A 13,209-nucleotide genomic window follows, 5' to 3' on the forward strand; every position below is an offset into this window, starting at 1 on the left:
GGGCGGGTCGCCGAGCTGGCCGCCGTCGAGACGCTGCTGGACGACGTCGCCGCGGGCGCGCCCGGCTTCGTGCTGATCACCGGCGAGCCGGGCATCGGCAAGACCCGGCTGGCCGAGGAGGCCGTCGCGCGCGCCCAGGCCCGCGGCTTCCTGGTCGCCGTCGGCCGGTGCGCCGCCGTCGAGGGCGCGCCCGCGTTCTGGCCGTGGACCACGCTCATGGAACGCCTGCTCGGCGAGCTGCCCGAGCTGCCCGCCGAGCTGCGGGAGGACCTGCCGGGCTCGGGCGCGGGCGCCGTGGCCGACCCGGCGGGCGCGCGTTTTCGCGCCTACCAGGCGACCGCCCGGGTGCTGGCGGCCGCCGCAGCGCGCGGTCCCGTCGTGCTCGTGCTCGACGACCTGCACTGGGCCGACCGCTCGTCGCTGCGCCTGCTCGGCTACCTCGCCGAGACGCTGGCCGAGGGCCCGATCCTGATCCTGGGGACGGCCAGGGAGACGTCCGCGGACAGCGCGCTGGCCGACGCCTTCGCCGCCCTGTCGCGCCGCCACGCGCTGCGGCTGGCGCTGACCGGTCTCGACCTGGCGGAACTGGTGGCGCTCGTCCCGGCCGAGATGGCCGCGCCGGAGATCCTGCGGGTGCTGCGCGACCGTACCGACGGCAACCCGTTCTTCGTGGCGGAGCTGGTCCGCTTCATGGCGGCGGGCGCCGACCCGCGCGGCGCGCTGCCGCTGGGCGTCAGGGACGTGGTGCTCGGCCGGGTGGCCCGCCTGCCCGACGTCACCGGCGAGGTGCTGCGCGCGGCGGCGGTGGCCGGGCGCGAGTTCGAGGCCGCCGTGATCGCCGAGGCGGCGGGACTGTCGCTGGACGACACGCTCGACCGGCTCGAACCCGCCCTTCGTGCCTCGATCCTGGCCGAAGGCCGTCCTGGACGGCTGCGCTTCACGCACGCCCTGGTGCAGGAGGCGCTGGCCGACGCCGTCGCGCCGATGCGCAGGGCCAGGCTGCACGCCGCGGTCGCGGCGGCGGTGGAGGGACGCGGCGCGGGACCCGCGTCCGACCGGCTGGCCACCGCCGCGCACCACTGGCTGCTCGCCGTGCCGGCGGGACACGCGCGGCGCGCCTGGCAGGCCGCCGCGGCCGCGGCCAGGCAGGCCGGCCGGCTGCGCGCCCACGACGTCGCCGCCGGGCTGCTGACCAGCGCGGTCGAGGTCGCCGACGGCGATCCGGACCTGAGCCGCGCCGAACGCGCCGACCTGCTGCTCGCGCTGGCCGACGCGCTGCTCGGCGCGGGCGACCCGGCCGGGCAGGTGCGGGCGCTGGAACAGGCCAGGCTGGTGGCACGCGAGGCGGGCGACCGGCGCAGGCTGATCGCCGCCGCCACCGGGTACGGCGGCAGGATCGTCCACCCCTGGTCACCGCTCGGACACTACGACCCCGAGCTGACCCGCGACCTGCGCGACCTGGCCGCGCGGCCCGATCTCGGCGACGCGGAACGCGCCAGGGTGCTCGGCCGCCTGGCCACCGCGGCCTACCACCGCCCAGGCGACACCTCGGCCGACTGTGAGCGGCTGAGCCGCGAGTCCGTCGAGCACGCCAGGCGCTGCGCGGACCCCGAACTGCTCGGCTGGGCGCTGAGCACGCGCTACGTCGCCCTGCTCGGCCCCGACACGCTCGGCGAACGGGTGACGGCGGCCGAGGAGATGGTGCGGGTCGGCCGCGAGTCCGGCGACGACGAGATCCTCACCGTGGGCCTGACCTACCTGGGCGCCGCGCTGCTCGAAGCCGACCCGTCCCCGCGCGCGCCCGCCCTGCTGGACGAGGCGGGCACGCTGGCGGAACGGCTGCGCGTGCCGTTCGTGGGCGTGATGATCGGCTGGCTCAGGCTCGGCGTCGCCCTGCTCACCGGCGACAGGCCGGCGGCCGAGCGGCTGTTCCGCACCACCGCCGAGCAGCACCGGCTGACCTCGATGTGGGGCGCGGAGGAGAACGTCCTGGGCGGGCTGCTGCTGATGGCCCTGTACGACCTGCGGCACGGCAGGCTGGACCCGGAGGTGGTCGCCGGCTTCCAGTCCTACGGCGGCGACGCGGGCAGCAGCCGGTGGGCGGCGCCGTTCCTGGTCGCGCTGGGCCGCGAGGAGGAGGCGCTCGCGCTGATCGGCCCGTGGCCCGGCCCGGACTCGGTGCCGCGCGACTTCCTCTGGCCGCACCAGGTGGCCCTGCTCGCCGACATCTGGTCGGGCCTGGGCGACCGGCGCGCCTGCGCCGACCTGTACGCCATGATCCTCCCGTACGCCGGCCGCATGTCCCTGGCGGGGCTCGGCTTCCCGCTGTGGCCGCTCAGCCGTTCGCTGGCCGGGCTGGCCAAGGCGCTCGGCGACCTGGACGCGGCCGTGGAGCACGGCGAGCACGCGCTCGCCTCGTGCGTCGCGCTCGGCGCGGACAGCCTGATCACGCTGGTCGCCGCGGAGACCGCCGAGTCCAGACGGCTGCGCGGCGGCCCGGACGACGCCGCCCGCGCCGCCGCGCTGGACCTGCTGTCCGCCGAGGCCGCCGCCCGGGTGGCGGCCAGGTCCGCTCACTCGGGGTGGTTGCCCGAGGCCGCGCCCGCGTCGAACGGCGTCGTGACGCCCTCGTAGGCCAGGTGGAAGGTCATGCCCAGCGCGGCGTGGCCCAGGTCGTGGCAGTGCGACATCCACAGGCCGGGATTGTCCGCCCGCAGCGCGACCACCCACACCTCGCCGGGTGCGACGTCGAAGGTGTCCATCCAGAGCGGCCCGGTGGCGGGCCGGCCGTCGCGTGAGAGCACCAGCACGTGGTGGCCGTGCGGGTGCATCGGGTGGGTGTCCTTGCCCCGGTTCACCACGGTGATCTTGATGAGCTCGCCCTCGCGTACGACGGGGGTGACGATGTCCGGCCACACCTGACCGTTGACCGTGTGCGCCAGCCTGGGGACGCCGTCGAGCAGGGTGAGCCGACGGTCGAGCACCCAGGTGATCTCCCGGTCGAAGTCGGCGGGCTGCGGCTGCGGCTTCCCTCCGTAGGCGGTGATGTCGAGCAGCGGCCCGGTGGCGGGCGGCGGCGTCGCGGGCGGCGGCGCGGCGGACGCCGGACCCGGTGACAGCAGCAGGCCGGGGGCGGCGCGGCCGTCCACCGACAGCAGCACGGGACCGGGCGGCATGGTGAAGGTCAGGTCGTAGCGGCCGCCCGCGGCCAGCCGCAGCCGCTGGCCGCTCAGCGGGCCGGGGTCGCTCAGCTCACCGCCGTCCACCGCCGCCAGCCGGTACGTCACCCCGCTCAGCCCCAGCGTGGCGGGCACGTTGTCGGTGGCTGCGATCCGCAGCCTGACCGGGGTGCCCGGGGCCACCTGGAGCCCGGCCTGGCCGTCGGCGGGCGGACGGTCGTCCACGGCGAGAGTGGGCACGCCGCCGAGCGTGTGCAGGGCGACCGTGTGATCGGCGCCCGGCGGCCGGCCGGTGGGCGGATCGACGACCAGCATCCCGAACAGCCCCATCCGCACCGCCGGGTCGGACATGTCGTGACTGTGGTACCAGTAGCTGCCCTGCTGCGCAGCCCGGAAGCGGTAGACGTGCTCGCCGCCCGGCCGTACGGCGTCCTGGGTCACCCCGGCCACGCCGTCGTCGCCCGCCGGGACGTGGTAGCCGTGCCAGTGCAGGGTGACGGCCAGGCCGGGCATGCGGTTGCGCAGGCGTACCTCGATCAGCTCGCCCTGCCTGACGCGGAGCGTGGGGCCGGGGACCCGGCCGTCGAACGTCCAGGCGGGCACCGCGCGTCCTGAGGTCAGCGTGACGGTGGCGGGCCTGGCGGTCAGCGTGAAGCGGCGCACCGGGCCGCCGGACGCGGGCTCGCGCAGCGCGGTCACCGGCACCTGCCGTCCCTGGGCGGCGGCCGGGGTCGCGTGGTGTGTGCCCAGGTTGAGCCGGTCGGGCAGGCGGCTCGACCACATGGACACACCTGCCCAGACCACACCGAAGCAGAGCAGAAACGTCCCACCGGCGACAGCCAACCGCCGGGAACCCGGGACGCGGCCGGTCAAGACGGGCCCGGTGAGCACGGCGGCCACGGCGACCAGCCCGACGACCACGCCCACCGGCAGCGGGCTGATCGGATAGGTCCCGATCAGCGACAGCGACACGCCGCCCAGCCCGCCGTAACCGGCGACCAGCACCGGCCAAGCCATGACGGGACCGACCGCGGGTCGTCCGGGCGCACCCACCTCGGCCGGCGCGGGCCGTCCGGGCAGGCTAGTCCTGACCAGCGCGGGCAGGGTGATCGCCGCCGCGACCAGCCCCGGCAGCGCCACCAGCGGCACGGCCACCAGCAGCCGGTCGGCGGCGAACCACCAGCCGTGGCCGGCCAGGGCCACGCCCAGCGCCACCCGGGCCGCCGTCACCAGCACGGCGGCCCCGACCAGCGCCGCCGCCACCCGCGCGGTCCGCGGCGCGTGGTCGCGTGCCGCGCGGAAGGCGGCCACCCCCGCCGCCGGCCAGCAGCAGGCCACCCCGGCGAGCGCCAGGTTGTCCAGCGTCAGCAACCGGGCGACGACCTGGCTCAACGCCCCGACCCCAGCCGATCGCCCGCCACCGGCCCGGCATCCGCCACCGGCCCGGCATCCGCCGTCCTGACCAGGGCCCCAGCCGCGCGGAACGCGGCGATCACCGCCCACAGCAGCACCAGCCCGAGCAGCGCGTGGAACCCGAAGACCACGTTGCTGCCCGTCGTGGTCACCCCGGGAACGTCGGCCAGCAGGTCGGCCAGCGGGAACACCGCGAAGAGCTGCGCCACCACCACCCCGAGCGGGACGAGCGCGAGCCCGACGAGCCTGCCGCCCGCCCTGGCCAGGCCCGCGACGACGGCGACCACCACGGACAGGATCGGGATCACCATGGTCCCGTTGATGATGTGCGGCACGATGGGGCCGGTCATGGGCGCCGGCTGCGGCCGGTGGAACGCGCCGAACGTGGCCAGGTAGAACTGCACCACGACCGCCGCGACCTGCAGGGCGGCGAGTACGTACAGGGTCTTGCGCACCGGAGTTCCCTCCTTCTCGGGACAGGGCGTTCACGATGCGCCTGCGGGCTTGGCGCGGGCTTGGAACGGCCGCCAAGCGAAACCCAAACGGGCGCGGCGAGTGTGGGGGCGAAGGAAAGGAGGGGACCTGCGATGGCAGACGTCCCGCAGATCCGGCTTCCCGGCCAGGCCGCCGCCGCCCCCGGGCCGCTGGACATGACCAACATGTACTTGGCACACCACGGCTTCCGCCGCGACCTCGGCCGCCTGGTCACCGCCGTGTGCGAGGTGAGCCCGCGCGACCGCGACAGGATCGACCGGCTCAGGAAGCAACTCGCCTGGGTGCTGTTCGTCCTGCACCATCACCACCGGGCCGAGGACCTGACGGTCTGGCCGCTGCTGCGGGCGCGGGCCGCCGAGGCCGCCGAGGTCATGGACGCGATGGAGGCCGAGCACGCCGAGGCGGCCAAGTGGATCGCGGAGTGCGAGAGCGCGTTCGCGGCCTTCGCCCGGGAGCCGTCGGAGCCGGGCCGGGCCGAGCTGGCCACCGCGCTGCGCGCGCTCGCCGACACGGTCGGAGCGCACCTGGCCCACGAGGAGACGATGGCGATCCCGCTCATGCAGGCCCACATCTCCGCCGCCGAGGACGCGCGGGGCCACCGCGACATCCAGCGCCAGTACGGCCCCAGGCAGATGTTCACGCTGCTCGGCTGGCTGATCGACGGCCTGCCCGACGACGCCGCCGACCGCCTGCGCAGCCAGGCCCCGCCCCCGATGCGGCTGCTGGCCGCCGTCGCCGGGTTCTGCTACCGGCGGCGTACGTCCGGGCTGTGGTCCTGACCCGGCCCCCGATCGGACGGGTCAGGACCAGGCGGGTCAGGACCAGTTGGTGATGCGGCGCAGCCCGTACTCGACCGGGCCGTGGCGGTGGCGGCGCAGCCACAGCGCGCTGAACGTCGCCAGCACCGCGTAGATCACCGCCGCCACCCCCATCACCGCGATCGGCGAGAGCCGGCCCGCCAGCGCCAGCCCGTACCCGGTGAAGACCAGGCAGGAGAGCACCGACTGCCCGATGTAGTTGGAGGCGGCCATGTGCCCGGCGGGGGCGAGCACGCGCGCCACCGCGGGGACGCGCCTGACCAGCCGCACCAGCGTCGCCACGTACGCGGCGGCCAGCAGCAGCGAGGTGAGCGTGTTCACGGCCAGTCCGAGCGTTTCCAGCGCGCCGGAGGAGCCCGACGTCCAGGCGAAGAAGATCCCGCTGGGGATGCCGACGCCGAACCCCACCCACTGCACCCTGGACAGCGACCGCGGCTCCTCCAGCAGCCGCGACTTGCCCGCCGCCAGGCCGAACAGGAACATGGCCAGCGCCGTCGGACCCTGGAAGAGCCAGATCATGGCCACGAGCTGCGGATAGAGCTCCGTCTGCAGTCGCAGGAAGTCCAGCGGGCCGGCCGTGGCCAGGTCGAGTGCCCTGGCGGCGGCCGCGGTGTCGACCGGCGGGACCTGTCCGGCGGCCGGGTCGAGCAGGCTCAGCCCGGCCAGCGCCAGCCAGAGCAGCGTCAGCAGGCCGATGATCACCGATCCGACGATGACGGCCGTGCGCGGCTTGATGTTCCTGAACAGCAGCAGCACCAGGCCGAGCGCCGCGTACAGGGTCAGGATGTCGCCGATCCAGAACAGGAACCCGTGCAGCAGGCCGATCGCGAGCAGCGCCAGGCAGCGGCGCACGGTACGCGCCCGCACGCTCGCCCCGGCCCGCTCGGCGGCCCGCATCTGCAGCGTGAACGAGTAACCGAACAGGAAGGAGAAGATGACGTAGAACTTGGTCAGCACGAAAGCCGTGATGCCGAACGCGACGGGGCCGTCCGAGATGGGCGACTGGCCCACCACGGCGTGCCCGGGGTCGGCGAGGAACCCGATGTTGGCGACGAGGATGCCCGCCAGCGCGAACCCGCGAACCGCGTCGACCTCCACGACACGGGCCGTGGAAGGGGGCGGGGAGACCGTCAGTGACATGTCTCCGACGCTAGGCAGCGGCCCGGTGACGCCACATCGAACCTTGGTCTATCCGGGCTCGACCAAAGGCCCGTCAAAGCCTCGTGCTGCCTACGCGTGCAGGGTTTGGGCGTGCCGGAACACGCCGCCGGGGTCGTGGGCCGCCTTCAGCCGCCGCAGTCTCGGCAGGTTGCCGCCGTAGTAGGCGCGCGCCCAGTCGGTCAGGTCGGCGTCCGGGTAGTTGGGGTAGACGCCGCCGGCCCACGGCGACAGGTGTGCCCAGGAGCGGCGCAGCCACGCGTGCGCGTCCAGCCTGCGCTCGTCGGCGGCCCGGAATCCCACCTGCACGGACTGCTTGAGCAGGAAGCGCGGCCCGCGATGGACGAACGCTGTCGCGTCGGGCGCGACCCGGCCGATGGCACCGCCCCACGGGACGAACTCCAGGTCCCTGATCTCGCCGTAGACGCGGTCGGCGGCCAGCCGGTGCAGCAGGTCCTCGATCGCCGCGCGGGGCAGCGGCCGGTCGAAGAAGGCCGACTTGTTCAGCCGCAGCCCGGGCCGCTCGCCCGGCGGCAGCTCCGTAACCGCGCCCGCGCCGCCGTCGGCGTAGTCGTGGTGACAGGCGGCCGCGGCGCCCTCCAGCCGGGTGAACTCGAGCCTGTCCCGGCCGAGCCCGGCCAGGTCGGCGAGCTCGGCCACCAGCTTCGCCGCCGCCTCCGCCGGGCCGGCGACGACGCCGAAGAGCACCGCGTAGGGCGGTTCGTCCGGTTCGTCGCCGACGACGACCGCGATCTCCAGGTTGACCTCGTCCGGCGCGTCCGGGGCCCAGTGCTGCCAGGCGTCGACGAGATCGGCGGCCCGGTCGTACCCGCAGATCGCCCGCACGGCCGTGATCGGCACGACGGGCCTGGTACGCAGGGTGATCTCGGTGACCACGCCGAAGTTGCCCGCGCCCGCGCCGCGCAGCGCCCACAGCAGGTCGTCGTCCGCGTCCGCGCACCTGCCGTCGGCCAGGACCACCCGGGCGGCGAGCAGGTGGTCGGCGCCGAGCCCGTACAGGCGGCTGAGCACGCCGTATCCGCCGCCGAGCACCGCGCCGGTGACCCCGACCGTCGGGCACCAGCCGCAGGGGACCAGGCGTCCTTGCTCGGCCAGGCGCGCGGCCAGCTCGCCGACCCGCACACCGGGGCCCACCCGGACGCTGTCCCGGCCGATCTCGATCGTCCTCATCGCGCCGAGGTCCACGAGCAGTCCGGAGGTGGAGGAGTGCTCGGCGAAGCTGTGGCCGCCGCCGCGCAGGGCGAACGGCAGGCAGCGGGCGCCCGCCAGCGCCAGCGCGCCGACCACGTCCGCCTCCGAGTCGCAGCACGCCACGGCGACGGGCAGCTCCTCGACGAGCGTGCCGCGAAAGGCCTTGCGCCGCTCCTGGTAGCCCGGCTCGCCCGGTCGGATCAGCTTCATCGGCGCTCCGATTCGCCGGTCTGCAGTGCGTACAGCTCGGCGTAGCGGCCGCGCAGCGCCAGCAACTCCTCGTGGGTGCCTTCCTCGGCGATGCGCCCGCGATGCAGCAGGCAGATGCGGTCGGCGTGCCTGACGCTGGTCAGCCGGTGGGTGATGAGCAGCACCGTACGCTCTCCGGCGATCTTCCGCAGCGTCTCGTAGACGGCGTACTCGGCCTTGGCGTCCAGCGGGGCGGTCGGCTCGTCCCAGATCAGCACCGGGCCGTCGCGGAAGAGGCCGCGGGCCACGGCCAGGCGCTGCCACTGGCCCGCCGACAGCTCGTGGCCGCCTCTGAACTGCTTGGACAGCAGCGTCTGCCAGCCCGAAGGCAGGTCGGCGACCAGATCGTCGGCCGCCGCCAGCACCGCCGCCGCGCGCAGCGCCCGATCCTCCGGGTCGTGCCGGTCGTGACGCCCCATGCGGACGTTGGTCCTGGCGTCGTGCGGCCAGCGGACCGGGTGCTGCGGCACCAGGACCACCCGGTCGGCCAGCGAGTCGGGGTCGAGCTCGCCGGTGTCCAGGCCGTCCCAGCGGACGCTGCCGCTGGTCGGCCGGTAGAGCCCGGCCAGCACCCTGGCCAGGGTGGTCTTGCCCGAGCCGTTCTCGCCGACCAGCGCGATCGTCTGGCCCGCGTGGATGGTCAGGTCGATCTCCCGCAGCGCCGGGCCGGGGCTGCCGGGGTAGGTGAAGGTCACGCCGTGCAGGGTGATGCGTTCCGGGGAGCGCGGCGCCGCCGTCCCGCCGGCCGGTCGGCCCCTGGACGCGGCGTCGGCCAGGAAGTCGTGGTAGTCGGCCACGTACAGGGACTGCTCGAACAGCTGGTTGGCGGCCTGGGCGAGCTGACGCAGCGCCGCCGCGGCGACCCGGACGGCGATCACCGCGGTGCCCGCCGCGGCCGCCGCGATCCAGCCGGCGTGCAGCATCAGCCCGAGCACGGTGAGCACCCCGGTCAGGGCCAGGCCGCCGGCCGCGCGCCCGGCGAGGCCGACGCGTGCCATGGACAGCCCGACCCTGGTCTCCTCACGCCGCAGCACGTCGGCCGCCTGGCGGTACTCGGCCAGCACGTACGGCTCGGCCTGGCAGGCCCGCAGCTCGCCGGCCGGTTCGCGTTCTGTGGCCAGCCCGCCGAGCAGGTCCACCCGCCGGTTCAGCGTGACCATGCTGCGCATGCCCGCGTAGCCGAGCCTGGCCGCCTTCAGCACCGCCCACGCCTCCGGCACCACCCCGGCCAGCAGCAACGGGACGAGCAGCGGATGCAGCACGGCCAGCCCGGCGGCCGCCGCAATCACCCCGCAGGCCGCGCCGAGCAGGTCGATGACGTTGCCGACCGCGCGGTCGAGGTGGAACAGGCCCCGGTCGCGGGCCCGGTGCAGGCCGTCGTAGAAGTCCACGTCGTCGAAGTCGGCCAGTTGCACGCCGAGCGCGGCGGCGAACAGCCGTTCCTCGGCCGCCCGGCGCAACGCCGGCTCAAGCCGGGCCCTGGCCAGCTCCACCGCCCCGGTGGCCGCGCCGCGCACCGCCACGATCGCGGCCAGCAGCACCAGGTCGGGCAGCGCCGCCACGAGCTGTTCCGGCGCCGCGCCCGAGGCCAGCAGCTCGTCCAGCACCGACGTGGTGGCCAGCAGCCCACCGGCGGTGGCCAGGCCCGCCGCGACCTGGAGCGCCAGGACGGTCAGCGCCGACCACCGCCCGCACTCCCACACCAGCCGCAACACCGGCGCCATCAGCGCGGGCAACCGCCGCAGCGAGCGCCGGGGACCGTCCTGCCTGTCCAGATGCCAGTACGGAGTGGCCAGCTCCTCCTCCGCCTCCACGTCGCTCACTCCAGGTCCGGCAGCAGGACGGAAGGCAGCCGGCAGTCCGGGTGCATGCGCAGCAACTGGTAGGCCACGCCGCCCAGGCCGGGCAGCAGGCCGGGGGCGAAGGCGTCCCTGGCCAGGCCGCTGACCGGGCCGTTGGCTTCGAGGCTGCCCAGGATGTGCGCGGCCATCCGGTCATGCTCGACCGGTGCGACCCCGGCCGCGCGGGCGTGCTCGATCACCTCCCAGGAGCCGAGGTCGCCGTGGCAGAGCGTGTGGTTCCAGCCGGTGCCGTCGGCCCAGCAGGACGCGGCGGCCCGCTTCAGCCTGTCGCGCCAGACCTTGCCGTCTTCCGCGTGGGCCAGCTGGTCGGCGGCGACGATCCCGACCCCGCCGGCGCCGTGGCACCAGGCGGCGGCGGTCAAGCCGTCGCCGCGCAGGTCCACCCAGCCGTGCTGGTCCTGGTCGTAGAGCGTGTCCTCGTAGGCGAACGCCGACTCGGCCAGCCGCCGGAACTCCGGTCGAGCCGAAGCCGGGGTCGCGGTCTGTTCCGCGGCTGCCAGCCGTGACAGCGCCCAGCCGATGCCGGTCGCGCCGTGCGCCAGCCCGCCGAGGCCCTGCGGGAAACGCGGGCTGGGCCAGCAGACCCCGCCGGGCCGGTACTCGGCCAGCCCCGCCAGCCGGGTGCCGATCGAGCCCGCCAGCTCGGCCCACCGCGCTTCGCCGGCGCACTCGCCCAGCCGCAGCAGCGGGACGATCGCCCCGGCCATGCCGGAGAGCAGGTCGTAGCCGTCGTCGGCGTCGATCGCGTCGGGGAGCAGCCCGGCCAGCGCGCGGGCGCGTTCCAGCGCCTCGTCCCCGGCCGCGCCGAGCGCCCGCAGTTGCAGCCAGCCCCACACCTGGGAGGCGATCCCGAGGTAGGCGCCGGGCGGTTCAGGCCGCGTCCTGATGTCCTCGCGCCGCTTGTCCGCGTCGCTGTCCTCCATGCGGCGGATGGTGGTCAGTACCGCCCGCAGGAGTCCGGGCAGCTCGTCGATCGGCTCGGCCCGGCCCGCCTCGACCTCCTGGAGGTAGCCGGTCAGCAGGATCGCCACGCCGTGCGCGCCGCCGTACAGGTCGGCGGCCAGCGGTTGCACGGCCCAGCCGGTCGGACTCAGCACCGGGGTGATCCAGGTGACCGTGCCGTCCGCGCCGCGTACCGCGCTGTCCAGCACGCCGCGCAGGACCCCGGCCGCCGCCGCCCGCCGCCGGGGCTCCAGATCCTCGGTCCGGATCAGCCCGGGGGAGAGCTGCGCGTCCTCCGGCATCCAGCCCTCGTTGAGGTACGCGCTGACCAGGGCAGCCTGCGCCACCCGGCGATCCAGGCCGTGGTCACGGGCGCGCCAGCGCGACACCGCGTCGGCGATCAGGTCGAGCTCGGGCCCGCACCGCGTGTCGCCCGGGCCGCGCAGCACGCCGACGCGCGGCGTGGTGTCGAACATCGGGATGTCGCCGTGGCACAGCTCGTCCACCTCGGCGGCGATGACGGCCGCGTCGCCGGGCGCGCCCGGCACGTTCTGCGACATCCTGGCCAGCAGCGCGGCGGCCTTCGCCCGGGCCGGCGCCTCGTCGTGCAGCGCGACCGGGTGCCAGAGCATGCGGCTCAGCTCGGCGTACGACTCGGTGGAGCGCAGCACCGCGCGCACCGGGCAGTCGGCGAACGGCGCGAGCAGCGGCTCCAGCTTGCCCGACCGGTCCAGCTCGGTCAGGCGGCCGTCGAGCTCGTCGAACCCGGCGATGATCACGTCCCAGTAGCTGCCGAGCACCGGCTCGGGGCTGGGATGGTTGGCGGCGGGCGGCAGTTCCACCCGTTCGGTGCCCATGCGCGGGCTGTCGGTGCCCGCGTCGAGCACCACCGGCAGCTCCACCTCCGGCTGCTGGCCGGGCAGCGCGCCGACGGCCGAGACGTCCACGCCCCGCCAGCCCAGCGCCACCCCGCGCCCGGGGAGCAGCCCGGTACGCATCACGGACGTGTCCACCAGCTCCACCGCCAGGTCGACGGCCTGGCCGTAGCCGGAGGGCCGCGCGGTGGCGTGCGGGGTGAACAGGCTCTCGCAGTCGACGACCACCGGGTGCGGCCCGGCCGCGATGAGGTTCTCCGCGTGCAGGTCGCTGCCGCCGAGCAGGCGCATCAGCGCCAGCCAGTGGCCCATGCCCCGGTAGAACGCGCGCAGCTCTGTGGCGTCGGCGCAGTGGCGGTGCTCGATGTGCTCGGCCCAGCCGTAGCCGTCCCTGGTCACCACGGCGGGCACGCGCATGGTGGATTCGCCCAGGTGGGGCAGCAGTTCGGTGAGCGCGGCGTCCACGGCCAGCGAGCGCGGCTTGTAGACGACCCGGCCGTCGGCGGCGTGCAGCGAGATGACGGTCTGCCCGCCCCGGTGACTGTCCCCTGCGCCGAACTCGACGCGTTCGAGCTCGCCTTCGGGAGCTCCGGGCAGGACGGTCATCGCCCGCCGATCGGCGGCGAACCGCTCGGCGAAGTGGCCGGCGGCCGTGCAGCGGTGGGCGATCAGCGTCGTGAGCCTGTCCACCATGCCCGGGTACGGCCCGTTCATGGCGTCCCAGAAGGCGGGCTCCGCCACGCTCCGCTTCCACTCCTCCCACCGGGCGGCGGGGTCGGCGGCGGTCAGGCGGCCGGAGATCCTGGCGGCGTTCAGTTCTAGCACCAGCACTCTGGTGATCTTGCGGCGGACGTCCTCGTCGACGGATCGGGCGGCGCCGGCCAATATCACGGCGCGCTCGGCCGCGGCGAGGCCGGTGAGCGCCCCCAGCCGGGCCTCCAGGTCGGCCAGGGCCGGTCCGATCAGTGGGTCCAGCGGAGGGTCGAACTCACCGGCCATGTGCTTC

Annotated in this window: 8 protein-coding genes; 2 read left to right on the forward strand and 6 right to left on the reverse strand. The window is 75.3% G+C overall.

What is annotated here, in order from left to right; genetic code table 11:
* Positions 1-2,634, forward strand: a 2,634-nt coding sequence (locus HII36_RS03160) for an ATP-binding protein (RefSeq protein ID WP_173521497.1), incomplete at its 5' end; no start/stop codon positions are given.
* Here the strand turns inward: HII36_RS03160 and HII36_RS03165 are convergent.
* Both HII36_RS03165 and HII36_RS03170 read right to left on the reverse strand, forming a co-directional pair.
* Positions 2,574-4,571, reverse strand: a complete 1,998-nt coding sequence (locus HII36_RS03165; RefSeq protein ID WP_173521498.1) for a multicopper oxidase family protein — start codon at positions 4,569-4,571, stop codon at positions 2,574-2,576. The genes HII36_RS03160 and HII36_RS03165 overlap by 61 nt on opposite strands.
* Positions 4,568-5,047, reverse strand: a complete 480-nt coding sequence (locus tag HII36_RS03170; RefSeq protein ID WP_173521499.1) for a hypothetical protein — start codon at positions 5,045-5,047, stop codon at positions 4,568-4,570. Before HII36_RS03170 ends, HII36_RS03165 begins: the two co-directional genes overlap by 4 nt.
* A gap of 132 nt (positions 5,048-5,179) precedes the next feature.
* Here HII36_RS03170 and HII36_RS03175 point away from each other — a divergent pair, with 132 nt between their 5' ends.
* Entirely contained in the window at positions 5,180-5,866 is a 687-nt protein-coding gene (locus HII36_RS03175) for a hemerythrin domain-containing protein (RefSeq protein ID WP_173521500.1), read from the forward strand.
* A gap of 36 nt (positions 5,867-5,902) precedes the next feature.
* Here HII36_RS03175 and HII36_RS03180 read toward each other — a convergent pair whose 3' ends face one another.
* From HII36_RS03180 to HII36_RS03195, 4 genes are all read right to left on the reverse strand, one after another.
* Complete coding sequence (locus tag HII36_RS03180) at positions 5,903-7,045, reverse strand: DUF418 domain-containing protein (protein WP_173521501.1); 1,143 nt, start codon at positions 7,043-7,045, stop codon at positions 5,903-5,905.
* Between the two features lie 90 nt (positions 7,046-7,135).
* Complete coding sequence (locus tag HII36_RS03185; protein WP_173521502.1) at positions 7,136-8,485, reverse strand: FAD-binding oxidoreductase; 1,350 nt, start codon at positions 8,483-8,485, stop codon at positions 7,136-7,138.
* A complete protein-coding gene (locus HII36_RS58520) occupies positions 8,482-10,347 on the reverse strand; it encodes an ABC transporter ATP-binding protein (protein WP_217369110.1) in 1,866 nt (621 codons plus the stop codon). The genes HII36_RS03185 and HII36_RS58520 overlap by 4 nt, the downstream gene beginning before the upstream one ends.
* Positions 10,344-13,202 carry a type 2 lanthipeptide synthetase LanM family protein gene (locus tag HII36_RS03195; RefSeq protein ID WP_173521503.1) on the reverse strand — a complete coding sequence of 953 codons (2,859 nt, stop codon included), beginning with the start codon at positions 13,200-13,202 and terminating at the stop codon, positions 10,344-10,346. The genes HII36_RS58520 and HII36_RS03195 overlap by 4 nt, the downstream gene beginning before the upstream one ends.
* Between the last annotated feature and the right edge of the window lie 7 nt (positions 13,203-13,209).

This window comes from Nonomuraea antri (genome assembly GCF_013283785.1).
In the GTDB taxonomy this organism is placed as follows: Bacteria; Actinomycetota; Actinomycetes; order Streptosporangiales; family Streptosporangiaceae; genus Nonomuraea; species Nonomuraea antri.

Excerpts from the sequence above, each read along its gene's own strand:
- HII36_RS03185 (WP_173521502.1), bottom strand. The coding sequence starts at position 8,485 with ATGAAGCTGATCCGACCGGGCGAGCCGGGCTACCAGGAGCGGCGCAAG.
- HII36_RS03175 (WP_173521500.1), top strand. The coding sequence starts at position 5,180 with ATGGCAGACGTCCCGCAGATCCGGCTTCCCGGCCAGGCCGCCGCCGCC.
- HII36_RS03195 (WP_173521503.1), bottom strand. The coding sequence starts at position 13,202 with ATGGCCGGTGAGTTCGACCCTCCGCTGGACCCACTGATCGGACCGGCC.
- HII36_RS03180 (WP_173521501.1), bottom strand. The coding sequence starts at position 7,045 with ATGTCACTGACGGTCTCCCCGCCCCCTTCCACGGCCCGTGTCGTGGAG.